Source organism: Microcoleus sp. T3_D1 (assembly GCF_036700405.1).
GTDB lineage: Bacteria > Cyanobacteriota > Cyanobacteriia > Cyanobacteriales > Microcoleaceae > Microcoleus.
Genome location: NZ_JAUBOV010000001.1, coordinates 138,913 through 162,699, shown reverse-complemented (window position 1 = coordinate 162,699; position 23,787 = coordinate 138,913). Strand labels below are relative to the sequence as shown.

General features: G+C 46.5%; 20 protein-coding genes and 1 tRNA gene. 14 read left to right on the top strand and 7 right to left on the bottom strand.

Annotation, left to right across the window (positions count from 1 at the left end):
• Window positions 1-12: 12 nt before the first annotated feature.
• Window positions 13-954 (bottom strand): class I SAM-dependent methyltransferase, encoded by a 942-nt coding sequence (locus QT992_RS00695; RefSeq protein ID WP_333337163.1) that lies wholly within the window; start codon window positions 952-954, stop codon window positions 13-15.
• Between the two features lie 332 nt (window positions 955-1,286).
• Between QT992_RS00695 and QT992_RS00690 the strand changes: the two genes are divergently transcribed.
• Both QT992_RS00690 and QT992_RS00685 read left to right on the top strand, forming a co-directional pair.
• Entirely contained in the window at window positions 1,287-2,189 is a 903-nt protein-coding gene (locus tag QT992_RS00690; RefSeq protein ID WP_333337161.1) for a hypothetical protein, read from the top strand.
• Between the two features lie 426 nt (window positions 2,190-2,615).
• Window positions 2,616-3,560: a glutathione S-transferase C-terminal domain-containing protein gene (locus QT992_RS00685; RefSeq protein ID WP_333337196.1), complete on the top strand. Its 945-nt coding sequence runs from the start codon at window positions 2,616-2,618 to the stop codon at window positions 3,558-3,560.
• Between the two features lie 22 nt (window positions 3,561-3,582).
• Here the strand turns inward: QT992_RS00685 and QT992_RS00680 are convergent, their stop codons facing one another.
• The gene (locus QT992_RS00680) at window positions 3,583-4,233 is read right to left on the bottom strand and encodes a Uma2 family endonuclease (protein ID WP_333337159.1); all 651 of its coding nucleotides are present in this window, start codon (window positions 4,231-4,233) and stop codon (window positions 3,583-3,585) included.
• Window positions 4,234-4,667: 434 nt separating this feature from the next.
• On the opposite strand from QT992_RS00680, the gene QT992_RS00675 reads away from it, so the two are divergent.
• A complete protein-coding gene (locus QT992_RS00675; RefSeq protein WP_333337157.1) occupies window positions 4,668-4,982 on the top strand; it encodes a hypothetical protein in 315 nt (104 codons plus the stop codon).
• 191 nt (window positions 4,983-5,173) lie between these two features.
• On the opposite strand, the gene QT992_RS00670 is transcribed toward QT992_RS00675, so the two are convergent.
• Both QT992_RS00670 and thyD read right to left on the bottom strand, forming a co-directional pair.
• The gene (locus QT992_RS00670) at window positions 5,174-6,229 is read right to left on the bottom strand and encodes a nucleotidyl transferase AbiEii/AbiGii toxin family protein (RefSeq protein WP_333337155.1); all 1,056 of its coding nucleotides are present in this window, start codon (window positions 6,227-6,229) and stop codon (window positions 5,174-5,176) included.
• 348 nt (window positions 6,230-6,577) lie between these two features.
• Entirely contained in the window at window positions 6,578-7,504 is a 927-nt protein-coding gene (thyD, locus tag QT992_RS00665; RefSeq protein ID WP_333342548.1) for a thylakoid membrane protein ThyD, read from the bottom strand.
• A gap of 148 nt (window positions 7,505-7,652) precedes the next feature.
• Between thyD and QT992_RS00660 the strand changes: the two genes are divergently transcribed.
• Window positions 7,653-9,284 (top strand): DUF3352 domain-containing protein, encoded by a 1,632-nt coding sequence (locus tag QT992_RS00660; protein WP_333342550.1) that lies wholly within the window; start codon window positions 7,653-7,655, stop codon window positions 9,282-9,284.
• Between the two features lie 164 nt (window positions 9,285-9,448).
• On the opposite strand, the gene QT992_RS00655 is transcribed toward QT992_RS00660, so the two are convergent.
• The 3 genes from QT992_RS00655 to QT992_RS00645 form a co-directional block, all read right to left on the bottom strand.
• The gene (locus QT992_RS00655; protein ID WP_332984883.1) at window positions 9,449-9,646 is read right to left on the bottom strand and encodes a hypothetical protein; all 198 of its coding nucleotides are present in this window, start codon (window positions 9,644-9,646) and stop codon (window positions 9,449-9,451) included.
• A gap of 192 nt (window positions 9,647-9,838) precedes the next feature.
• Window positions 9,839-10,255, bottom strand: coding sequence for a tetratricopeptide repeat protein (locus QT992_RS00650; protein WP_333314961.1), 417 nt, complete (start codon window positions 10,253-10,255; stop codon window positions 9,839-9,841).
• Window positions 10,256-10,380: 125 nt separating this feature from the next.
• The gene (locus tag QT992_RS00645; RefSeq protein WP_006632680.1) at window positions 10,381-10,734 is read right to left on the bottom strand and encodes a HesB/IscA family protein; all 354 of its coding nucleotides are present in this window, start codon (window positions 10,732-10,734) and stop codon (window positions 10,381-10,383) included.
• Between the two features lie 588 nt (window positions 10,735-11,322).
• On the opposite strand from QT992_RS00645, the gene QT992_RS00640 reads away from it, so the two are divergent.
• The 10 genes from QT992_RS00640 (at window position 11,323) to QT992_RS00595 (ending at window position 23,783) form a co-directional block, all read left to right on the top strand.
• Entirely contained in the window at window positions 11,323-12,972 is a 1,650-nt protein-coding gene (locus tag QT992_RS00640) for a DUF6930 domain-containing protein (RefSeq protein ID WP_333342553.1), read from the top strand.
• A 109-nt stretch (window positions 12,973-13,081) separates the two neighbouring features.
• The gene (locus QT992_RS00635) at window positions 13,082-13,342 is read left to right on the top strand and encodes a hypothetical protein (protein WP_333342556.1); all 261 of its coding nucleotides are present in this window, start codon (window positions 13,082-13,084) and stop codon (window positions 13,340-13,342) included.
• The gene (locus QT992_RS00630; RefSeq protein WP_333342559.1) at window positions 13,332-13,703 is read left to right on the top strand and encodes a type II toxin-antitoxin system PemK/MazF family toxin; all 372 of its coding nucleotides are present in this window, start codon (window positions 13,332-13,334) and stop codon (window positions 13,701-13,703) included. Before QT992_RS00635 ends, QT992_RS00630 begins: the two co-directional genes overlap by 11 nt.
• Window positions 13,704-13,763: 60 nt before the next feature.
• Window positions 13,764-15,200, top strand: coding sequence for a 9,9'-di-cis-zeta-carotene desaturase (zds, locus tag QT992_RS00625; RefSeq protein WP_333342561.1), 1,437 nt, complete (start codon window positions 13,764-13,766; stop codon window positions 15,198-15,200).
• 212 nt (window positions 15,201-15,412) lie between these two features.
• The gene (locus tag QT992_RS00620) at window positions 15,413-15,859 is read left to right on the top strand and encodes an SRPBCC family protein (protein WP_015175311.1); all 447 of its coding nucleotides are present in this window, start codon (window positions 15,413-15,415) and stop codon (window positions 15,857-15,859) included.
• A 106-nt stretch (window positions 15,860-15,965) separates the two neighbouring features.
• A complete protein-coding gene (locus tag QT992_RS00615; protein WP_333376323.1) occupies window positions 15,966-18,005 on the top strand; it encodes a serine/threonine-protein kinase in 2,040 nt (679 codons plus the stop codon).
• A gap of 87 nt (window positions 18,006-18,092) precedes the next feature.
• Window positions 18,093-18,166, top strand: a tRNA-Val gene (locus QT992_RS00610).
• A 350-nt stretch (window positions 18,167-18,516) separates the two neighbouring features.
• A complete protein-coding gene (locus QT992_RS00605) occupies window positions 18,517-19,749 on the top strand; it encodes a DNA cytosine methyltransferase (protein WP_333376321.1) in 1,233 nt (410 codons plus the stop codon).
• Window positions 19,750-19,768: 19 nt separating this feature from the next.
• Window positions 19,769-22,114 carry an ATP-binding protein gene (locus tag QT992_RS00600; protein ID WP_333376319.1) on the top strand — a complete coding sequence of 782 codons (2,346 nt, stop codon included), beginning with the start codon at window positions 19,769-19,771 and terminating at the stop codon, window positions 22,112-22,114.
• Window positions 22,107-23,783 carry a DEAD/DEAH box helicase gene (locus tag QT992_RS00595; protein ID WP_333376317.1) on the top strand — a complete coding sequence of 559 codons (1,677 nt, stop codon included), beginning with the start codon at window positions 22,107-22,109 and terminating at the stop codon, window positions 23,781-23,783. The genes QT992_RS00600 and QT992_RS00595 overlap by 8 nt, the downstream gene beginning before the upstream one ends.
• The last annotated feature ends 4 nt before the right edge of the window (window positions 23,784-23,787 follow it).

Below are 23,787 nucleotides of genomic sequence, written 5' to 3'. Positions count from 1 at the left end.
CGAACACCAACCTTAACTAATTATTGCCTCAGCAACAATAGTCCGGTGTCGCACTGTATTGCAAGTGATTGTCGGCTGTGCAAAACCCGAATCAACTAAAGCTTGCTCAATATCCAACCCAAAATACTGATCCAAATAAGGCTCCGTACTCTTGAGCAAAGTCAAAATATAAGGAGGCATTTTGGCATACACTTCCGACTGAGGATTCATATCCATAATTGTCAAATGTCCGCCAACACGCAGCAAACGTCTCGCTTCCCGGAAAATTTCTTGAGTAGCTTTCTGCGGCAATTCGTGACAAACTAAACAAATAGAAACTAAATCAAAAGCAGCCGCCGGCAAACCAGTAGATTCAGCAGCAGCGTGAACCCAAGTCGGAGATTTTTGATTTAAAGATTCAGATTCTCGCTGTTGGGAACGGTATTTAGCAACTGCTAAAAAATAAGGCGACAACTCCACCCCAGTCATCTTCGCTTCCGGGTAAACCTCCCCAAGGGCAAAGGTACTCATTCCCACACTGCATCCCAAATCCACAATATCTCGCGGTGAAGAAGCAATCTGAGATTTGATGACTTCGTGATAGCTGGCGCGGAGTTTTGCATCGCCTTCTGCACCTGCTTCCGGCCAAATTGTGGCGTGAACTGTACGGGCGGCAACTTCAACTTCTGTAGCAGCTTCCCAACTCATATTACCTTTTTCATAAGCGTGGAATGAAGTTAGATAATATTTCGGGTAAACAAGATCGGAATTTTGGACGCTGAGCAATTCTGCATCCCAATTCCTGGACAAAAGTGCTTGCGATTCTTGTCGCCAATGCACTCCGATTTTTTCTCCTCTTTTTATCATCATTTCCCGCGCTTGGTGCTTGGCTAGATTAGCCAAAGGCTTGATGGAAAGGACGGCATTTACTAAACGCGAGGCTAATCCCGGACTTTTGTTAACTGCAACCGTCATGTTTTATGTTTTTCTATTTTGCGCCAATTATTATAACACAGTGCGACGATTTCGAGGTGTCACTATAATGAAACTTAACTTTGTGCTGGCGTGTGAAATGCAAATGTTTTGTGGTAAAGACTTTTTTTTTAATGAACCGCAGAGGGCGCAGAGAACGCAGAGTTAGAGAAGAGAGAAAAGCTCAGAGGATTGCAAAACTGGATCTTGTCGTGTAATATTTATTTGTGCTTACCTACTTAGTTCTGGGAAATTTATCTGGAATCTGGAATCGGATTTCCCGAAGTTGGAGTAATTGGAAGAACACTTTAAATCGGGCTATTCAGGAGTTTGTGATGAGCAAATCTATTGTGGAATTGGTTGACAATTTGCCGTCTGGTGGCGTCACTGTGATGATGCTCAAATCCCTCGATTTTGTGGTTCCGGGGGAGTGGCATAATTTAACGGGTTTTGATAATACTATTCAAGCGGTGACAGGGGAAACAAAGCGCAAATTAGTTGAGAAAATTCGCGATCGCGCGATCGAGCTTTACGCTAACCCCAACGAGCCATATCAAGGCGTAGTCAGGCTTTACCAGTTAGCAGACAGCGCCGACAGTGCATTAGGTGCAACGGCTATGGCGAATAAAATCGGCGAAAACATCGGCTTTCTTTCCTTTCTCAACCGCCTCACTCCCAAAGCTGACACAACTCAAACGATCGACTTGTGCGTCAAAGTGGCGATCGAGCTAATAGCCTACGGCAAACTTAACAATATTTCCCTTAACAATGTGGGAAGCTTTGGTAATTATTTATCTCATTACAAAGACGAATCTCTGATGCGGATGGCTGCTTTAGTGTGTGCTGACGGTTTAATTCCCCTCGGCCCGGACTTCATTAGAGTAGCACAAAATACCATAGGCGGATTGAATCCTTCAACCTTGCAGCAAAACTCAACCTTCCAAAATATCAGCAACCTAATTCCCGGCGCAAATAATGCAGCCAAATTTGGATTCGTGACAACAACTTTCGCCTCAGCCCAAGGTTGGATGAACAACTTAGTACAGTCTCGCGGCTTAACTCCCGCCATAGTTTTAGGCAATCTCAAGCAATACATTGATATTACCGATGACAAATTGGATTATGTGGCGGCGTTTTTAGACATGACTACCAATTATTACGAACATACGGGAATTCAGACGGTTGCTCGCCGATTGATCGATCGAGCTTATGCTGAAATAGCCTCTGGCAGAGACTAGAAAACTCGTCGCTCATCATTCTCAAGAACAGGCAAGATGCCTGTTCCACAAAAATTAAATTTTATTGTGGGGAGTAGGGGTTGGGCTTCTAGCCCGCCCTGAAGGGCATTATTGCAAATGATCCAAGATATAAAGGGAACAAACCTCGTCGCTCATCATTTTAAAGAACAGGCATCTTGCCTGTTATACAAAAATTAAATTTATTGTGAGCCGTTGCTCCTAGCCCGCCCGGAAGGCGGGAGTGCATTATTAATTGCTGAAACCATTGCTTAGTTTGCCTTCTTCCTTCTTCCTTCTTCCTTCTTCCTTCGGCTGTGAGTTAAAATAAGCAGATTATGTTAGCAAACCTCTTTTAATCGCATTGTGAAAAACAAATCGCTTCCTTCATCGGTAACAGTCAAGCTAGGCAAATTTGTCTGGACATCAATGTGGCAATTAATGATGTCAAAACTAGCGCCGCCCGATCGCACGGGAGCATACATTCGCCCCAGCAGCAGTTTCCGCAACTTTGTCAGCACTGCACCAGACAACCCTCACGGGCCCGCCACGGCACGATATCGCCTCTTCGTGGGTAAAGGGTGCCCTTGGGCGCACCGCACTCTGGTGACGAGGGCGCTCAAAGGGCTTGAGGATGCGATATCGGTGTCTATTGTCTATCCCTCTGAAGGGGGAATGTGGGTGATGGAGTCGGAGACTTTTGGCTGCAACACGATGCCGGAACTTTACCAGTTGGCTTTACCGGGCTATCAGGGGCGGTGTACGGTGCCGGTGCTGTGGGATGACTCGAAAAAGACGATCGTCAATAACGAGAGTTCGGAAATTATTGTGATGCTAAACTCGGAGTTTAACGAGTTTGCTAGCAATCCTCAAATGGATCTTTATCCTCTGGATTTGCGATCGCAAATTGACGAGTGGAATGAGAAGATTTACCAATCGGTGAATAACGGCGTTTATCGCTGCGGTTTCGCGCAATCTCAAGCTGCTTATGACTCGGCTTGTAGTGAATTGTTTGCTGTTTTAGACGAGATCGATCGATCGCTCTTGAGGAGTCGTTACCTGTGTGGCGATCGGGTGACATTAGCAGACGTGCGGCTTTTTACTACTCTATTCCGTTTTGATGCCGTTTACTACAGCTTGTTCAAATGCAATGTGCGGCGCATTCAAGATTACGAGCATTTGGGAGCTTATCTGCGCGATTTGTACCAGTTACCGGGAGTTGCGGGCACTTGCGATTTGGAGGCTGTGAAGCGCGATTATTACGGCAATTTGTTCCCGCTGAATCCCGGCTGCATTATCCCGGCTGGGCCCGATCCGGCGAGTTTGCTCAAAGCTCACGATCGAGAAAAAGTCCCAAACAAACCCGGTGTTTGAACAGGTTGGCGCGGACTCGATCTTATTCTTGAATGTCACTTGTTGGCTGGTTTACTTCTTCGTCTTCAACTTCAAAATTAATTCGTGCGTAAATCTCTCTCAGCGGCATTTGAAATTCTACGGATTCTAGGGTTAATACAGATTCGTCTGAATCATATTCTGTTAATACCCATTTGCCATTAGAATTTTTAGCAAATTGTTCAATGTGATAGCTGTATTGGTCAATTAAAATGTATTCGCGAAATTCCGAGATTGATCGATAGGCGAGAAATTTACCACCGCGATCGTAGTCTTTGGTTGAATTGGATAAAACCTCGACGATTAGCAGAGGATTGGTGACAATTGTTTTGTTACTTCCTTGATAGACTGGTTCTCCTTGAATGACGATGATATCGGGATAGACGTAGCGGCGAGTTTGCGGTATCCACAGGCGCACATCATTGATAAATGTCTCGTAATCTTGACCATTCACCGTCAAGGGGAATTTTTTGTAAAAGTTCCCAGCGATTTTGTTGTGGTTTGCTGTTCCGCCTGTCATTGGTACTATCTCCCCATCATGGTATTCACTTTTGTCGATCGCACTTTCTTCTAATGCGAGATATTCCTCTGGCGTGTAGTAGCGTTTTTCGGTTTGTGGTTGCTTTTCGATTGCTGGTTTTTCTTGGGTTTGCATAGTCATTCCCTTCGGCTCTCAAGTGATTTTATGATAACATGAAATATTTGAGTAACAGAAACCAGGGGAGTCAGAAACCGGGTTTCTTAGCAAAATCTCGATGAGGATGCAAAAATCCCTCTTTACCTCGTTACCAGGCAGAGCCTGGTAACGCATATCCAGAGGCTCCGCCTCGCCCTAACCCACCCACCAACCCTCAATAGCCCCAATGGGAAGAAGTAGATACAAAGTAATATATTCCGACAACCAACCGCACTTTGTCACCTGTACAATTATCAACTGGATTCCTGTATTCTGTCAAGCAGAAATAGCACAAATAGTCTTAGATTCCTTAAGTTTTATGCAACGGGAGAAGCGTTTAGCCTTACACGGTTACGTGAAACGTGGAAAATCACTTGCACTTAATCGTAACTTCTTCTGAATTGTCAACGGAAATGAGAAATTTTAAATCATTTACAGCTCGCTCCATAATTGACTTGCTTGAAAAAAATCAAGTTACCAACATCCTCGATCAACTCGCATTCTATAAAAAGCTACACAAAAAAGACCAAAAATATCAGCTATGGCAAGAAGGGTTCCACCCGCAAGCTATTTTGGATGAGGCAATGCTGTTGCAAAAATTGGAGTATATCCACAATAATCCTGTTAGGCGTGGCTATGTTGACGATCCGGGTTGTTGGAGATATTCTAGTTATCGAAATTATATGGGTCAGGATGGATTGTTGCCAGTTGATTTGATTGATTTTTGAGTCGGATGATTTGCTTGGAGGAGCGAGGCAGAGCCTCTGGATATGCGTTACCAGGCAGAGCCTGGTAACGAGGGGAAGGAGGGGAACGAGGGGAAAAAGAAGGGAAAAGAGCGAGGTAGAGCCTCGGGAAATGCGTTACCAGGCAGAGCCTGTTAACGAGGAGAGCAATACCAAATCTAGCATCTAAGCATCTAATCTTCAAGCTTACTTGGGAACGAGGAAATAGTCTCGGTAAATGTCCTGACTGTTATTTCCCCGCCTAAATCCTGAGCTAGTAAATCGATACCGTCAATAACTTTATTGGGCTCTGCAATACTCAAAACCTCATAGCATTTTTCCCGATAATCGGGACGATCTTGGAAATACTGAATCGCTCGATCGAGCGGTTCCATAACTTGATAAGCTGCTTCCGCTTTGTCGATCGCCATTTGGGGAATCGGAGTCGCTAACCTTTGAATAGCCAAGTCGATTAAATCTCTAGAATTTACCCGATCGCTCGGCTGTCGATCGGCATTTGCCAACAACTTTTCTGCTATACTATCAATTTGATTCAAGCAAGGAACAGGCGACCAATTTGGATAATTTGGTTCGCCAAACTCAATTCGCCCTTCACAAACCATCTCGAATTTAATAGTAGTGCCGTCAACAATAACAGGAAATCTTATCCCATACTGGTTGGCTTGAATATCGTTCGGGAGAACAATGCGTGAAGCGAAGCTATCCCCAAGGGAATCGCGACTAGCAAAAATCGCATCATAGCCTCCTTCGGCAACTTTTCGGCGCAGGAGACGGTAGCCATCATCCATCGGACACATAAAGTCAATATCCTGGCTCAACCGATATTCTCCGTGTTCCATGCTTACCAGGGTTCCGCCGCCAAAATACGCCCGACATTCCTGTAGAAATTCGACATTCAAGTGGCTGAGTACAGTTAATATCTTTTGATGAATTTCGCGTTTAAACATTGCTTGAGAACTTACCCAATTTTCTTGATTGTTTGGCGGGCAACTGCTTCCCAGTTCCGCTATTAACCAAGACTGATAGTGCTGGCTGATTTCTTTAATAAAAGCCAGTTCCTCAAAGCTAGGTGTTCCCAAAACTCCCCAATAATGCCAGCCAGATTCGTAGCGGCATAGCATTTCCTTGAAACTCAATTTTTTGACATCAGTAACTTGCCAGCATATAGCTTGAAGGAATGGGAGTTCGGCGGGAATTGTCAACCCGGTTGCTATTTCTTGATGGTTCATCTGCTTTCGAGGAAAGCGAGGCAGAGCCTCTGGATATGCGTTACCAGGATCTGCCGATTGGTGACAAATTAAGCTCACACCGACCGTCTCTCTTGTTTGTATCGAAGTCTCGATCCCCCCTAACCCCCCTTAATAAGGGGGGGACAAGATTCTTCTCAAAGTCCCCCTTCTTAAGGGGGATTTAGGGGGATCGAGACTCGACTAAAAGGGACATTTATTATGGGTTTCAGTCTTAAGTTTTCACCAATCAGCAGAGCCTGGGAACGAGAATTTTTCTTCCAGTCCGCGCAGGCAGACTTTGTTTGGTTAGCCCCGAATTATATTCGGCGGGTTCTATTCCGTAGATTCCTAACTTCCCGATAAAATCTCTTCGAGTGCTAATTTCAGCGTCGGATATTGATATTGAAAACCACTAGCTAAAGTTTGTTTCGGCAACACTTTCTGCCCTTCCAAAACAAGTTTTGCCCCGTCTCCCAAAAGCATTTCTAAAGCAAAACCTGGCACCGGCAACCAAGAAGGTCGCTTTAAAACTTCCCCTAAAGTTTGGCACAATTCATTCATCCGCACCGGATTCGGTGCTGTCGCATTCAAAACGCCTTCAACTTGCGAATTTTGCAAAGCGTACAAAATTAAATCAACCACATCCTCGCGATGAATCCAAGAAAACCACTGTTTCCCAGTGCCCAGCGGCCCGCCTGCAAAGAGTTTAAAAGGTGGCAGCATTTTTGCCAACGCGCCTCCCATTCCCAAAACTATGCCCAGCCGCAAAATTGCTAGCCGCGTTCCCGCATTTTTTGCAGGTTGGGCGGCTGCTTCCCAGTCTTTGCACACTGCTGCTAAAAAATCGTTTCCAGCGAGGCTCGTTTCATCAAACTCAGCGGTTTCGCTGGTTCCGTAATAGCCGATCGCCGATGCGCTAACAAACACAGAAGGCCTAGGATTAGCATTGACGATCGCCTCCACCAATTTTGCCGTCGTCAGTCTGCGACTGTCCAGAATTGCTTGCTGGCGCGCCTCCGTCCACCTTTCCTCCGCAATCGGAACCCCAGCTAAATTGACAACAGCGTCGCAGCCCGCGATCGAATGCAGCCAATCACCAGACTCCGCTGGAGTGTAGGCGACAACTTCCAAATTCGGATAAGCTGAAGCCGGAAAAACTCGGCTAGCCTTCGCCGCATCCCTGCTCAAAACCACCACTTGATGTCCCGCAGCTTGCAGCTTCTCCACCAGCCGGCTACCTACAAATCCCGTTGCTCCCGCGATCGCTACTTTCATCTTTTACCCGCAATGCACATTTTTAGTAGTTTAGACGATCGTCCAAACTTGTGTTAAATCATACAAAAATAAACAGCAGCCTCGATCGCCTCCCCACAAGCTTTCTGTATTTTGATTAAACTGATATGGGACGCGAGGAACACAAACCATGCCTGCAAAAAAATCAAAGCTTCTAATTGCTGCCTCCATCGCCGCAGCAGGTAGCGCTGCGGTCTACTTTTACTTCCAGGGTTTGAGCCAACAAGTATCCAACCCTCAAGACAGCGCCAAAGTTGTGCCCGACGAAGCAATGATGGCCGCGTTTATCTCCCCCAATCCCCAAGCGTTGGCCCAGTTGCAGCGATTTGGCACGCCAGGGGCTCAAAAGTTGGTCGGTCAGGGTTTGAAGACCTTTCAAGAACAAAGCTTGGCAGGCACTCAAATCGACTTTGACAGGGACTTAAAGCCTTGGTTAGGGGGGGTGATGGTCGCTTTGCTGCCCCCTGATGCTGTGACGAATACAGAGCCTCCAAAACTGCTGGTTGTAGTCAGCGTGAAAAATAAAATTAGCGCTTGGAATTTTGCTAATAAATTAAAATCTCAGCCCGGTGCAACTACTCAAGAAACCGAGTATAAAGGAGTTAAAATTTTTGAGATTGCAGAGCCAACTGGCAAGCGCTACAGTGTGGCTTTGCTGAACGACCAATTAGTGATGGCTCCTTTGAGACAGCCTGTGGAATTGGCGATCGATACTTTTAAAGGAGAACCCTCTCTCGCTACGCAGCCGAGCACAACTAAGTTTTTTGCAGAGAGTGCTGGTGTCAAGAATCCGATCGCAACTGTTTATATTGCTGACTATGCTGCTGCAATTGAGCAATTGAAAGCTAATTTGCCCGGAGATATCCAGTTGCCTTGGACATTGTTTTCGCAGTTCCAACAAGTTAAGTCTTTGGTTGCGGGCATTGGGGCGGACAGTGCGGGATTGAGGGTAAAAACTATTGCTCAGTTAGACCCTAAATTCGTCCAGCAAAATCCACAAGTCGCATCGAAATTGTTACCCAGATTTCCCGGCGAAACTATTGCTTTAGTCGGCGGCAAGGGACTAGATCAAATTTGGTCGCAAGCGACAGCCCAGGCACAAGATAGCCCGGAAGTTGACAGGGGAGTTCAGCAGGTGAGGAGTAGTTTTAAGCGGTTGGATTTGGATGCGGATCGAGATGTTTTTGGTTGGATGAATGGGGAATTTGCGATCGGGGCGATCGGTTCGGATCAAGGGATTTTGTCTCAGTTGGGGATGGGGGCGGCGATGATTTTTGAAACGAGCGATCGCCCTGCTGCAGAAGCAACTCTGAAAAAACTCGATGCGATCGCCAAAAGCAATGCTACAGTCAGTGTCGCCCCTAGAACCGTTGAGGGCAAAGAAGTTACGGAGTGGCAAATACCCCAGCAAGGCACTTTATTCGGGCACGGTTGGCTGAATGAAAATTCTGTGTTTGTAGCTTTCGGCGGGCCTTTAGTTGATGTGATTACTTCGACGCCACCGCAACCGTTAAGCAGCAGTCCGAGTTTTCAGGCGATCGCCACTTCTTTACCGCGGGCCAACCAAGGTTACTTTTACATAGATATGGAAAAAACCATGTCTTGGGCTAACCAATATTTGCTCGCAGTACAGCCAAATTTAGTTTCGCCGCCCGCCGCTGAATTGCTCAATTCTCTCCGAGGAGTTAGCGTCGCCACAGCTTCTACACAACCGACAACTGCTCAGCTTGAGATGCTTTTTGCCTTGAAATCTAACAATTAGGGAATTGGGAATCGGGAATTGGTAATTCTTCCTTCTATCCTTCTATCCGTTAAATCCCGATTCAGTGCGCGCTGCCGGACTTTTGTATTAATAAAAAAGATGCTGCCCTCAATGGAGGGCAGCTACTCAAATAAAGCATCTTAAAGTCTCTCAAAACTTCAGAATTAACCTTCAGACATTCCTGATTTATTCGGCAATTGCAAATCATCCGGGTCTACGTAGTGACAAACTGCTTTGTCCATGCAAATTAAGGCCCAACCGGACTTATCAATGCTCATCAGCTTGTAAGACGCTGGCTGAATAAAGAAACCTTTGTGATTGCGGGTTGCTGGCTTGATGTTAACGTGGCTTTCAGTGCTCATAGTCTTACAACTCCTGGTACTAATTAACTAAGCTGGTATTCCGTCGGACTTTGTGAATCGTCTAAGTTTTCAAATACTAGCACTGACTTCCTGAGTTTTCCATAAAGTTATTTATTGATTTATTACGATGTCGTAATAAATCCAAAAGCCGATTTCCTCGATCCCCGCCCAAAAATCGACTTGTTTGCGCCGTTAGGGCTCCAGAAGCCACTGTTTAACGCGGGCGAGACTCTTCCAGTCGGGTTTTCTGGTTAATCCTTCTTCAAAATTTTTTTTAACTTCGTCGAGCAACTCTTCGGAAGCCATCACTAATTGCTGAGCCACTTCTACGTGGGGGCGCACTCCTTTTTCTTTGAGATCGAGGATCGCTACTGCTAGGTTGATGCGAGCTTGGGGGTCATGAGGGTTCAATTTTACGGCGGTTTTCGCTGCCTTTTGAGCCGGTGCGGGTTTATTTTCTAACAGGTAGAGCCACGCGAGGCTAGCCCAGGCATTGCCATTTTTGGGAGCTTTCTCGCACACTTCTTTAAACACGGGGATCAGATTAGCCGGGGCTTCGCCAGCTTGGTAGCGATCGAAACCGTCTTTAAACAATTCTTCAGGGGTCATTCGATTTTAGATTTTGGATTTTAGATTTTAGATTGGAAAGAGCATTGGGTGCGGGACGCAGTAAGGCAGTCCGAGGCATTCTCAGCAATTAGCAATTACCAATCCCCAATGCCCTATTTTCCAATTTATGTAGAAAATGAACTGCCACAGCCGCAAGTTTGAGTTGCGTTGGGGTTAGTAAACTGAAAACCGCCCCCGATCATAGCATCGCTGAAGTCGAGAACCAAACCGTAGAGATAAAGAATGCTCTTGCGATCGCAAACTACCTGAAAACCATCGTAGTCGAACACTTCATCGTCGGATTTCACAGTGCTGGGGTCTGCGAAATCCATGACGTAAGACATACCAGAGCAGCCGCCCTGGCGCACCCCTACCCGCAAGCAGAGGTCTTTACCTTGTTTCTCTCTCAGAGCTAAAACTTGACGGACAGCAGAGTCCGTCATTTGAATGCCGCGCTTTTCAGAAATGGCTTGAGTCATCAGAAATATGGGTTAGAAACCCCGTCCTTTTAGGACGGCTTTACATTGAGTTAAAACTTTTGTGGGGTGGAGGGGTATGGTTGCCCCTCCGGCGAGGTATGGTTGCCTCAATCTCCTTTCGGAGTAAAGTTAGCTTCGCCAATGTTTTAAGAGCTTGTTAGGCTGAAAGCACTGTAAAGCGTGACCTTAGAACTGTTTAACTCTCAACGACAGAGCAAGGAACTAGCTACGCATCCCAGGGTGTCGTGACTCGAAAAACGTAGTCAGTTAAGACTTAGGCTGGTCAGAACGGCTTGTTAGATTTCTCCTTCAAGCCTCATGCCTTTAGGCTGAGGTTCCTGACAATTTGCCGAACTCCTGAGATTGTCTAATGCTAAGAGTGTAATCTTATCCCTCCATTGTACAGGCATTCGCCAGAAGGCATAAGGTTAGATGCTGAAGGCCGAATTTTTAGCTTCTAATTTTTAATTCCCGTGGGGCCTCGTTCCCCAGCTCGATGTCCTCTCCCCCTATAGGGTTTATGATTGATAAGCAGCGGTTGACCGGCTACCGGCACCGCAACAATGCTTCACCCAACGGGCTTACTCTATGGCAGCGCTGAATCGCACTACTCTTCGTCGGCTACAAAACTTACCTCAAATTCCCAGCGTGTGGGAGGGCGATCGCCGACCCTTATCTAATGCTGACTCACACATGATGCTAGATGACGATGACGTTCTAGAAGCTGGTGGCGAGTGCATTCTCTGGGTCGATGGCTCCGAAGGAGTCGTGAGGGCTATGGACATGGTAGGCCCAGATGCCGGCCCAGAGGCGCTCGTCCGGGCCCTGTTACGGGCAATGGAACATCCCCAAAGTCCGGCTCCCGCAGGTCGGCCCCAAAAAATAGTAGTCAAAAACCGAGAAATTCAATTTTATCTGCGGGGCGTACTTCAAGATTTAGGCATTTCCATTGACTACGTGCCGGAATTGCCCCTAATTGACGAAATATTTCGCGGCATGGAAGAGGTCGCCATCAACAGACCTCCTGAGTTGCCCCCTCAGTATGCTGAAGTTTTAATGGAAAAAGCTGCTCACATTTGGCAAGATGCTCCGTGGCGGACTTTGAGCGAACACCAAATTATATCTATTGAAATCAATCAGTGGGATGTCGCCAGCCTCTACGTGTCCGTATTGGGGCAAGGCAGAATGGATTACGGAGTTTTACTGTACCGTTCTCTAGAATCCTTGAAACGGTTTCGTGAACGAGTCGTCAACGATGAATCTTTTGAAGATTTAGAACAGGCTTTTTTAGGGCAAGACTGTTTGTTTGTTACCTTTGAAAGTTCAGCAGATATTGATGAGGACGACGAGGACGAAATTGATTTAGCCGATTTGCCTCCATCGGAAATTGAACCAAATTTCGGCAACCTACATCCTTTAGAAGGATTGCGATCGATTCTTTACGAAGAAGAAGCCCTCACGATGTTAGTTGCTCTCGAAGCATTTCACCGCTTTTTCCGCAACGGCCGCCGGAAATTGGGCTCAGACACTTTTCCCACTCTTAGCAGCCGCTACCGCATCCCAGTGCCGCAGCCTGACGGAGAAATTCAACAGGTATCCGTTAAAGTTTCCACGATGCCCGATGTATCGGACGAATTATTACAGATGCTCGGTGATGACGATGATGACGATGATGACGATGATGATGAATTTGACAAACCACTGCTGCGGGACGATTTGGTGCCGCAAAATTCATTTTTGAGTCTCGGCGCCGTACCTTGGGAAACGGTAGATTTCCTGCGCCAAAGTGTCCAGTTTCACCAAGGTGCAGAAGTTGATATTAATACCGCCGGAGATGGTTTGCCGGTGGTGATGATCCAAACTTCTCATCCGAAGGCAAAAACTATGATTCAGGATTTGAAAGAAGCTGGAGGCGTGAAGGGGATTGGTTTTAATCCGGGCGAAAATCCTTTTCAGGATGAGCAATTCGACTTGGGTATTTTGCAAACTAAAAATGGGGAGCTGTATTTGTTTGGGGAGTTTAATGAAGACGATCCGGTGCATCAGGAAGCTCGCAAGAAGTGGGACCGCCGCTGTAAATTAACCAACGGTTGGTGCGGTTTGATTATTGCTAAAGGGTTGATGGGTGCTTCTCGCGGTCAGCCTCAGTTTAAGGATATGATCGCTTTGCTTGAGGTGCGCTGGGTGTCTGCTAAAGAGTTGGGAATTGGGCCGCTTCAGTTGATGCCGATGTTTTAAAGTTAGTTGACTGTTGGCTGTTGACTGTTGACTGTTGTGAGAAGGAAGAGGTAAAAGTAATATGTAAGGTGCGCCCCAGCGCACCATAGTTTTTAAATTATTAAGGAAAATGATTAGGTCAAATTCTACTCAAAAGCGAGAAGTGTTAGTCGCCCTTGATGCTGAATTCGCGGAGAAAATAGACCAGCTTACTGATGATTGGACGGAGGCGATCGAACAAGCTCTCCGTCTCTGGTACGCTAAGCAAATAGAAGATAAGTTGCGGAAGTTTTATCAAAACCGCAGCCCCGAAGATATTGAGGAGGAAAAAGAGTGGTTTAATTTTGTAGAGGAACAGATACAAGAAACATGGAACAGCGATGGACTCTAACTCAACAGGAAAAACTTATCCCCGCCAAGGTGAGATTTACCTTTCAAGGGCTTTGCGTCAGTTAGGAGATACCAAAAAAAGACCTGTAGTTGTGGTTTCTCCCGATATCCGCAACGAGTTTACTGATTCTGTAATTGTTGTTCCTTTCACAAGTAACCGGCAAGGAGTAGAAAATCCTACTGGTGTCTTGATTCCTGCGGGTGAGGGAGGATTGCAAGCTGATGCTCTAGCTGTATGTGAAAACGTTTCTGCTTTGCGGCAGACATTCCTAGAACAAGGCCCTTACGGTCAACTTAGTGCCGATGTCCTAGCAAGAATTCAGAGGGCTGTACAACTGTCGATCGGCATTTATGAACTTTGAATGTTTCGGAAATTCTAAATTTTGTTACAATTTGTAAAAATACTGTAAAGGATAGGTAAAATGCGGGTTGCGATCGCAGGTGCGGGACTGGCTGGAATGACCACAGCAGTCGATTTAGTGGAGGCCGGCCACGAAGTAGAAATTTTTGAATCCCGCCCCTTTGTCGGCGGCAAAGTCGGCAGTTGGGTAGATCCAGACGGCAATCACGTCGAAATGGGTTTGCACGTCTTCTTCGGCTGCTATTATAACTTATTTGCCTTGATGAAAAAAGTGGGAGCTTTTGACGATTTGCTCCTCAAAGAACACGTCCACACTTTTATCAATCGAGGCGGCGAAACTGGTTCTTTGGATTTCCGCTTTCCCGTGGGTGCTCCTTTGCACGGATTGAAGGCATTTTTTACTACATCCCAGCTATCCGTACAAGACAAAATTCAAAATGCGATCGCCCTGGGAACTAGCCCGATCGTCCGGGGTTTGATAGACTTTGAAGGAGCGATGAAAACTATCCGCGATTTGGATAAAGTTAGCTTCGCTGACTGGTTCCGCAGTCAAGGGGGCAACCAAAACTCGCTCAAAAGAATGTGGAATCCGATCGCCTACGCACTGGGTTTTATCGACACTGAAAATATTTCAGCCCGGTGTATGTTGACAATATTTCAATTCTTTGCATCAAAAACCGAGGCCTCTGTCATGCGGATGCTAGCCGGTTCTCCCAACGAATATTTGCACAAACCAATTGTGGAATATTTGGAAAAGAAAGGAGCAAAAATTTACACGCGGCGCAGAGTCCGAGAAATTCAGTTTGAAGAAGGCGAAGAAACCCGCGTAACAGGCTTGGTAGTAGCCAACGGCGAAACAGAAGAAAATATTACCGCAGACGCTTACGTTTTCGCCTGCGACGTACCAGGAATTCAGAAAATCTTGCCCCCAGCTTGGCGCAAATGGTCAGAATTTGACAACATTTATAAATTAGATGCTGTGCCGGTTGCTACAGTGCAATTGCGGTTCGACGGTTGGGTAACGGAATTGGAAGACGAAGCCAAGCGCAAACAGTTGAGCCACGCTGTCGGCATCGATAATTTGCTATATTCAGCAGATGCAGATTTTTCCTGTTTTGCTGATTTGGCGCTAACAAGTCCCAAGGATTATTATAAGGAAGGACAAGGTTCTCTGTTGCAGTTGGTGCTGACACCGGGAGATCCGTTTATTAAACAAAGCAATGAGGCGATCGCCCAACACGTACTTAAGCAAGTTCAGGATTTATTTCCCTCAGCGCGGGAATTAAACATGACTTGGTACAGTGTAGTGAAGCTAGCTCAATCTTTGTATCGCGAAGCACCGGGAATGGATGTTTTCCGCCCTGCTCAAAAAACTCCGATCGCCAATTTCTTTCTAGCAGGAAGTTACACTCAGCAAGACTACATTGATAGTATGGAAGGAGCGACACTTTCAGGCCATCAAGCGGCTAAGGCAATTCTCGAAGCTTACAGTCATTAGTCCATTGTTTCTCAGGATTCGATCCCCCCTAACCCCCCTTAAGAAGGGGGGGACAAGAGTGTTCTCAAAGTCTCCCTTAATAAGTGGGGGGGCAACAGTGTTCTCAAAGTCAACCCCTACTCCCCTTCTTAAGGGGGATTTAGGGGGATCTAGATTCGACAATAAACGAGAAATCCACAATCTAAAATCTAAAATCTAAAATCTAAAATCCCATGACTGATTGGTTAGAACACAGTGTCCAAGTAGAAGTGGCAATTCCCATCGAATTAGCGTGGCAACTCTGGTCAGATTTAGAGCAAATGCCGCGCTGGATGAAGTGGATAGAATCTGTTCATGTTCTTGAAGAAGATCCAGAGTTATCTCGCTGGAAACTCGCAACAGGCGGGTTAGAATTTAGCTGGCTTTCTCGGATTCTCAAATTAGTGCCGAATCAGATAATTCAGTGGGAATCGGTAGACGGTTTGCCAAATCGAGGGGCCGTAAGATTTTACGATCGCAAAGACAGCAGTATCGTCAAGCTGACAGTGGCTTACGGAATTCCCGGCTGGCTGGGAAAATTGATGGATAACCTATTTCTGGGCCGCGTGGTTGAATCGACAATTCAGGCTGACTTGGAAAGGTTTAAAGAGTATGCTCTGAAAGTAAAAGCCACATCTTAAATTCTGAGGACTAAAGTCCTTTGGTTTTTAATTGTAACGCGAGAGTCGATCGCGCTTGGGCGTCAGTATCATAGAGATGTGCTGCTGATTCCTTCTAGGTTTAGTTATGAGTTATTGCCTAAACCCCGCCTGTCAAAACCCGCAAAATGCCGATCGTACCCAATTCTGCCTGAATTGCGGCTCCAAACTGTTGCTCAGAGAGCGTTACCGCGCCATCAAACCCCTTGGGCGCGGCGGTTTCGGCCGCACTTTTTTAGCAATAGACCAAGACAAACCCTCAAAACCGCGCTGTGCAATTAAACAGTTTTTCCCCCTATCCCAAGGTACCAGCAGCAGCGAGAAAGCAGCAGAATTATTCAACCGAGAAGCGGTGCGCCTGGACGAGTTGGGGAAACACCCGCAAATTCCCGAACTGTTGGCGCACTTTCAGCAGGAACGCTATCAGTATTTGGTACAGGAATTTATAGAAGGTCAGAATTTACAGGAAGAGTTGGCGCGGACTGGGCCTTTCAGCGAAAGTAAGATTCTCAGTCTGCTGAAGGATTTATTGCCAGTATTGCAGTTCGTGCACGATCGCAGTGTAATTCACCGAGATATTAAACCCCCCAATATTATCCGCCGCCGCCTTTCTCAAACTCCCACCATTTATACTTACCCCACATTAACCGGGGAATTAGTTTTAGTGGATTTTGGCGCTGCAAAACTTGTGGAGGGTTTGAGAGAAACCGGTACAGTCATCGGTTCTCCCGAATTTGTGGCGCCGGAACAAATTAGAGGTCAAGCGGTTTATGCCAGCGATTTGTACAGTTTGGGAGTAACTTGCATTTATTTACTGACTCAAATATCTCCTTTTGATTTGTTTGATATCAATCAAGATGCTTGGGTTTGGCGAGACTTTTTGAAGGTTCCAATTGATCCGAAATTAAGTCGCATCCTCGACAAAATGATCGAATCGAGTCTCAGTCGGCGCTACAAATCTGTAGCTGAGGTATTGCAAGATTTGCAGCCTCCGCAGTCGGCGGGGGCGGACACGGGGGCGGGCACGGGGGCGGGCACGGGGGCGGGCACGGGGGCACCGCCCCTACCAGCGCCTACAATTCCCGTGCCGCAGAGGACGGCTGTGGTGCAGAATGCCGTGCCGCCAACGGTTGCAGGCACCATTTTACCTGTGCCACCGATGCAGCGGGTTGTACCGGCACGCGCGCCTAGTTGGAGGTGTGTTCATACTCTGGTAGGGCATTCTAATGCTGTTACGTCGGTAGCTTTCAGTCCTGATGGCACGACTTTAGCTAGCGGCAGTGAGGACAAGACGATTGAGATGTGGAAGTTGGAGACTGGTAGGCGGTGGTACACTCTTACGGGTCATTCTGACTGGGTGACTTGTGTGGCGTTTAGTCCTGATGGCGCGACTTTGGCTAGTGGCGGCCGGGACAAAATGATTCATATTTGGAATTTGAATAAGGGTAAGTGGTGGTACGCTTTGCCTGGTCATTCTGACAGGGTTGCTGCTGTGGCGTTTAGTCGGGATGGTCAGGTTTTGGCTAGCGGCAGTCGGGACAAAACTGTGCAGTTGTGGAATTTGAATAAGGGAAGGCGGATGTCGGCTTTGACTGGTCACGCTGGCGGGGTGGAGGCGGTGGCTTTTAGTCCTGGCGGGGAGTTTTTGGCTAGCGGCAGTCGGGACAAGACTGTGCAGTTGTGGGATTGGCAAAATGGTCGATCGATTTGTACTTTAGCAGAACACGGGGATTGGGTGCGGGCGATCGTTTTTGCTCCGATTTCTTCTATCTCCCCCCCTTCTCAAGGGGGGGCTGGGGGGGGATCTGTTTTGGCCACGGGGAGTCGGGATGGTACGGCGAAGCTGTGGCGGGTGGATGCACAGGGGCGTGGAACGCTGTTGCGGAGTATGAGGGACAATTCTGGGGATGTTTTGTGTGTGGCGTTGAGTCCCGATGGTCGGGTTTTGGCGACGGGGAGTCGGGATGGCACGATTTATTTGTGGGATGCGGGTACGGGGGGTTTGCTGGAAATTCTGACCGGCCACGGGGGGGAGGTTTTGTCGGTGGCGTTTAGTGCTGATGGGGGGAGTTTGGCTAGCGGTGCGGGCGATCGAACTGTGAAGATTTGGCGGGGGATTGGGCATTAGGGGCTATGTCAAGAGTGCCTGCTTAAAAAATTTCATAATTTATGCTTGACAGGCGATCGAATGTTCTGCTATATTAGGAATTCGTGAGGACGCATAGCTCAGTTGGTTAGAGCACTACGTTGACATCGTAGGGGTCACTGGTTCGAGTCCAGTTGTGTCCATCTTATTAAACTCGCTCTGTGTAGCGGGTTTTGTTGTTTTGGGTTGTATCGCATCCGTAAAGTATGGCGAGACTGTGATTCCGGTTTGGTGCGATCGGATTCATCAGCGATTACAGGCACGATTGGCGGGGTAAGGAAAGTAGTGTATCCTTAAATGTGGATGCTCTGAGGGAAGCTAAACACACCACAGGCGGATTGGGAAGCCTAAGATTAGGATGATGAATAAACCACATTTAGAAGCCGTAGGAAAGGTACTAATACAGTAATACAAATACATAAAACTTGCCTGGATGAATGCTACCTAACTTATGAAAACGCTTGCCTCACCTAATTTAATGATTTAATAGCACATGATTAGTCCAAAGGACTCAAATGTCAAATCTGCAAGGAAGTACCACAGAGACAAAGCTCTAACCTCTCTGGAACTATTTGCAGGAGCCGGAGGGCTAGCTCTAGGCGTCCATGCCGCTGGCTTTCAGCTTGTGGGTCTTGTTGAACAGGATAAATTTGCTGTAGAGACTCTCCGCCATAATAGTCAAGAAATATTGGGTTTGAATCCTGACCTTGTTCTACATTGCGATGCCCGAAAAGTAGATTACAAGCAATTTGTAAGTGTGGATTTGCTCTCTGCGGGCCCGCCTTGCCAACCCTTTTCTACGGCTGGCCGTAGTGTTGGAAAAGACGACCCCAGAAATATGTTTCCAGTGTTTGTTGAGGCTGTAGCATTGCTTATGCCAAAAGCGATTTTGGTGGAAAATGTTAAAGGCTTACTTAGAGAAAAATTTCAAGATTATTTTAACTACATCTTGAAGTGTATTGAATTTCCTTTAGAAAAAATTAGAGAAGGAGAGGACTGGCTTAATCATTATCAAAGGTTACAAAAAATAAAAAAAAATGAAATCCTCACTTGTGAACAGTATGATGTGGCTTTCCAAGTGGTAGATACTGCTGACTTTGGTATTCCTCAGCGGCGGGAACGAGTGGTTATCACTGCATTCCGTCGAGATTTGGGAATCGAAGCTTTCACCCTAAAAGAGACTCATAGTAAAGAAGCCCTCCTCATCGACCAGTGGATTACTGGCACATATTGGAAACGTCATCATGTATCTCCCCATGATTACCTAGGTCCGAAGGACAAGAAGATTCTCAATCAGTTAGAGAACAAATCCCCGATCATTAATATTAATGAGCGATTACCTTGGCGAACTGTACGAGATGTGGTGAGTAATCTGCCTGAACCAGTTCATCGGGGTTGTCAAGAAAACTTTTCTAATCACGTTCAGCATCCTGGCGCTCGCACTTACAGATGCCATATCGGGAGTTTCTATGATTATCCTGCCAAGGCTTTGAAAGCTGGTACAAATGGCACACCGGGAGGTGAGAATATAGTACGTATGCCACCTGATGACGCAGTACGTTACTTCACTACAAGAGAATCTGCTCGTTTACACACATTTCCCGACAAGTGGCGCTTCTACGGGACTTGGGGAGCTTGCATTAGACAACTCGGCAACGCCGTACCTGTCGATATGGCCAAGCTATTTGCAGAAGAAATATATCAGCGCCTAATAAACGTGGAATAATTAACTCAGGAGGAAAACCATGACCAACAAAACAGCGGTAGATATTACCCCTAGTCCACGGATTTTACAAGTTCTTGGTGAGATTGAGTTCAAGCCTTGGCAATGCGTAGCGGAACTTATTGATAATGCCATTGACGAATTTTTGAAAATGAAGCGTGCAGGTACACCCATTCAAAATCCCACAGTGACTGTAGCCTTCGGCAGGGATACCGTAGTGGTCAAAGATAATGGGCCAGGGATGTCGCTTGACGATCTTGAACTGGCAGTGAAAGCTGGGTGGACTAAAAATGAACGGTTCGGTAGTCTTGGACTGTATGGGGTTGGTTTTAATATTGCCACTGCTCGTCTAGGCTACATGACTAGAATTTGGACAACTCGTTCTGGAGATCCAACTTGGTATGGACTCGAAATCGATCTTCAAAAAATGGCGAAGGGACAAAATTACTCACTTGAGGTCAAGAGTAGAACAAAGTCCGATCATTGTTCAAGTGGAACCGAAATTGAAGTTTCTAAAATTAAACAAGATTGGAAAGATCTACTAGCTAAGGAGAACTGGGTTCGCCAAAATATAACGGATAAACTTTCAAGAATATACGGTGCAATGCTACGCGCGACAAACCCACAGCCGATTAGTTTTTTACTGCGTGTAAATAATAGAAATGTTTCGGCTTGGGAACACTGTGTTTGGCCAGCAGATATGGAGGTCTACAGGAAAAATGAAGGAAATGTAAGACCCATTCAGGAGTTTAATCTTCTTTTTGGTAAAAAGTACCTTTCTCGCTCTACAAATGAAATTTTTGATACGCCGCCGGAAGGCTTGCCAGAAGATGATATTATAGAAATTCAGGAAAGGGTTTACGGATGGATAGGTATTCAAAGGTATGCTGACGAGACTGATTTTGGCGTGGATATTCTTCGTAATGGTCGCAAGATTGAGGTCGCCTGTAAAGATATTTTTACTTGGGAAGATGTCAACGGTAGAGTTATTTCTGAATATCCAATCGACGATCCACGAAATCGCGGACGTATCGTTGGAGAAATTCATTTGGATCATGGTTATGTACACTACACGAAAGATCGTTTCGAGCGCGAACATTCAAGTTGGAAGCAATTACTGATTGCAGTACGTAATAATGAACCTCTGACAAACCGTCAACGAGAGGGATATACAGGAGTCAACGAGTCCTATCTGGGAATTTTACACCGAACATTCCGTCGTAATTCTCCCTTGTCCAATAAGAAGGAAAATCAGTCCGCTTGGAAAGATCTTCTTTTTATAAAGGATAACGACACAGCGAAAAAGTGGGCTGAGAAGTACAGGAAGGGAGAAGCTGAATACCGTGAAGATGACAAATGGCGACAAGAACTAGAAAAAGATAACCCTTCACAACCCTTAAGAGCTAGTCAGGGTAACGATAGCGGTCAGATTAACATCCTAGAGATCGACGGTCAAGACAACGACCCCATCCTAGGTGTCAGTGACAATCATGCTGACGATATTAACTCAGATATCGATAGTGGTGAGGATTCTAGCGCTGTGCAACCGCCGCAGGTGCGACGCACTCTGATGCCTGAATTGAGCCTTAACATAACCGGAATCGGTGCTTCCGGGAAATCATACGATGTTGAGGTCTATGCTGTAGAAGCGTCCCGTACAACCTCTAATCCGCCGTGGCAGAGTCGAGCAACAGCTAGAGGCGTGTACGAAATCGATATCAATCTTGAACATCCTGCATTTAACTCAACGTCGCTGCAAGTGCGTGATGCAGTATTAGCCGAAGTTGCTTACATCATCACGTCGGAAGAAGCAGCGAATTTAGGGGCGATCGGTAGAGTAAATTACGCAGATATACTTGTTGCTTTGCGTAATCGATACTCAGTGATGGATTCGCTCGAACCGAATCGGCTTCGTCTCGAAATTGATGAGCTACGCAAGCGATTAACTAAATGCCTGTCGAAAATATTTCCCGGTGGTGAACACCAACCACTGTTTGAGGCTCTACCGCAGGAGGATATTCAAAGAATCGAACTGGCTCAGGCTCGCAGAACTGGCACTGTATCCATCATTGACTACCTAGAAATGCGCCACTTAGCTGATCTGCTTCAGCGCCGTCCAGCTTTGCTCTTTGAGGCAGGTTGCTTTAATCAACCTTGGACTCCACCAACACTCGCTGAGAATCCAGCGTTGCTCGAAGAATACCGAAAGCCATTGCTTCGAGACTTATTAGTGCCTATGATCGAGATGGCAGAATTTACAAACCCACTCTCTTCAGTTCTCGATCCCACAATGACCTACCTCGCGCTAATTCGTGCGTGTGTTAATCGGTTACGAGAGTTTTTGGCAGACGAACTAAACCATGTTTGACATTTTTGATGACACGCTTCTTCGATACGGGCCTTGGCAAGAGTTTGAACGCAATATGGCACGACTTCTGTTACACGCGGGCTGGAAAGATCCAAGGATTATTGGGCGGGGTGGTGACGGAGGAGCAGATGTATTAGCAGTTCGTCCCAAGGCAGAAATTTGGCTTTTTCAGTGCAAGTTCTCCTCAAAGTCAGCACCGGGAAAGGAGGCAATTGATGAGGTGCGAAAAGCCGGTAAGCTATATGGTGCTGATGCTTTGTGTGTAGTTACGTCTCAACATCCAACGCGATTTTTTGAGAAAGAACTTGCCCGGTTGAAAGCTTTGGGACTCCCGATCAGTCATATAGGGCCAGACCAACTTAAAGCAACTGCTCAACGTGTACCTCTATATCCACCAGGGAGAGTGGAGCTTTATGAATACCAGAAGGATGCTGTAGAACAATTGAGAGCGGCGGTTCTGGAGGCTGGACGGGGGCAATTAGTTCTTGCAACTGGACTGGGGAAAACAGTTGTCGTAGCTGAATTAGTGGCGGATCTTTTAGCGGATGACCTCCTTGAAGAAGGTCGAGTTCTGGTTTTGGCACATACAGTCTCGCTAGTAGATCAGTTGTTAGTGAAATTCTGGCGTCATCTGCCAAAAACAGTTGCAACGCATCGTTTGGCCCAAGGAGAAAGACCTATTTCCTTTGAGGGGATTACATTTGCGACAGTGCAATCTTTTGCAAACCTAAACGATCCTCCCTATTTTGACCTCGTTATCGTCGATGAAGCGCACCATCTAGGAGCGCCAGAATATCTAAGAACTGTTGAGCGGTTAAACCCAACGAAACTTGTTGGTGTAACTGCAACGCCTTGGCGCTCTGATGGCGTCTCGCTCAACCACATACTCGGCTCTCCTGTATTCTCGATGGGAATCAAGGAGGGACTAGCAGACGGTTTTCTTTCGGACGTTGATTACCGAATTTACCTTGACAATATAGATTGGAACTTTGTGGCGCAGCGATCCCAGTATGGATACACCCTAGCACAACTCAACAAGCGGTTGCTAATTCCAACAAGAGACGAGGAGGCAATCCATGAAATCAGAAGAGTGTACGACTTAGAGAGGCGCTGCCAGGGGCTGGTATTCAGTCCCTCTCAAACGCACGCTCGGAGCTTTGCAAGCGACTTGCGACGCAACGGATTCACAGCAGCAGCATTGACAAGCGACGACCATCATACAGAACGATATAAGAGGATAGCAAATTTTTCTTCTGGCAAACTACAGTTCCTTTGTGTTGTCGATATTTTCAATGAGGGAATTGACGTTCCAAATGTCGATCTTCTTGTCTTCCTGCGGGTTACGCACAGTCGAAGAATCTTTGTGCAACAGCTTGGTCGGGGACTGCGATTAAGTCCGGCCAAACGCAACGTAATTGTACTCGACTTTGCCGCTGATATTCGCCGTATACACGCAGCTCTAGACCTCACATCTACTCCGGACAAATCGGCTATTGAACACCTTCTCCTGTCACACGCATATGTATCGTTCACCAACAAGTCGCTTGGTAACTTCTTCTATGAATGGATCGCCGATCTTAGTAACATACAAGACTGTGAGGAGGATGAGGTAGTTAAACTGCCAATCATAGACCCGCACCATTTTAATTTTCCCGATCCACTAGATTGAGCGA

Bases quoted from the DNA above. Each gene is read 5' to 3' on its own strand.
- QT992_RS00695 (WP_333337163.1), bottom strand. From the start codon at position 954: ATGACGGTTGCAGTTAACAAAAGTCCGGGATTAGCCTCGCGTTTAGTA.
- QT992_RS00690 (WP_333337161.1), top strand. From the start codon at position 1,287: ATGAGCAAATCTATTGTGGAATTGGTTGACAATTTGCCGTCTGGTGGC.
- QT992_RS00685 (WP_333337196.1), top strand. From the start codon at position 2,616: ATGTGGCAATTAATGATGTCAAAACTAGCGCCGCCCGATCGCACGGGA.
- QT992_RS00680 (WP_333337159.1), bottom strand. From the start codon at position 4,233: ATGCAAACCCAAGAAAAACCAGCAATCGAAAAGCAACCACAAACCGAA.
- QT992_RS00675 (WP_333337157.1), top strand. From the start codon at position 4,668: ATGAGAAATTTTAAATCATTTACAGCTCGCTCCATAATTGACTTGCTT.
- QT992_RS00670 (WP_333337155.1), bottom strand. From the start codon at position 6,229: ATGAACCATCAAGAAATAGCAACCGGGTTGACAATTCCCGCCGAACTC.
- thyD (WP_333342548.1), bottom strand. From the start codon at position 7,504: ATGAAAGTAGCGATCGCGGGAGCAACGGGATTTGTAGGTAGCCGGCTG.
- QT992_RS00660 (WP_333342550.1), top strand. From the start codon at position 7,653: ATGCCTGCAAAAAAATCAAAGCTTCTAATTGCTGCCTCCATCGCCGCA.
- QT992_RS00655 (WP_332984883.1), bottom strand. From the start codon at position 9,646: ATGAGCACTGAAAGCCACGTTAACATCAAGCCAGCAACCCGCAATCAC.
- QT992_RS00650 (WP_333314961.1), bottom strand. From the start codon at position 10,255: ATGACCCCTGAAGAATTGTTTAAAGACGGTTTCGATCGCTACCAAGCT.
- QT992_RS00645 (WP_006632680.1), bottom strand. From the start codon at position 10,734: ATGACTCAAGCCATTTCTGAAAAGCGCGGCATTCAAATGACGGACTCT.
- QT992_RS00640 (WP_333342553.1), top strand. From the start codon at position 11,323: ATGGCAGCGCTGAATCGCACTACTCTTCGTCGGCTACAAAACTTACCT.
- QT992_RS00635 (WP_333342556.1), top strand. From the start codon at position 13,082: ATGATTAGGTCAAATTCTACTCAAAAGCGAGAAGTGTTAGTCGCCCTT.
- QT992_RS00630 (WP_333342559.1), top strand. From the start codon at position 13,332: ATGGACTCTAACTCAACAGGAAAAACTTATCCCCGCCAAGGTGAGATT.
- zds (WP_333342561.1), top strand. From the start codon at position 13,764: ATGCGGGTTGCGATCGCAGGTGCGGGACTGGCTGGAATGACCACAGCA.
- QT992_RS00620 (WP_015175311.1), top strand. From the start codon at position 15,413: ATGACTGATTGGTTAGAACACAGTGTCCAAGTAGAAGTGGCAATTCCC.
- QT992_RS00615 (WP_333376323.1), top strand. From the start codon at position 15,966: ATGAGTTATTGCCTAAACCCCGCCTGTCAAAACCCGCAAAATGCCGAT.
- QT992_RS00605 (WP_333376321.1), top strand. From the start codon at position 18,517: ATGATTAGTCCAAAGGACTCAAATGTCAAATCTGCAAGGAAGTACCAC.
- QT992_RS00600 (WP_333376319.1), top strand. From the start codon at position 19,769: ATGACCAACAAAACAGCGGTAGATATTACCCCTAGTCCACGGATTTTA.
- QT992_RS00595 (WP_333376317.1), top strand. From the start codon at position 22,107: ATGTTTGACATTTTTGATGACACGCTTCTTCGATACGGGCCTTGGCAA.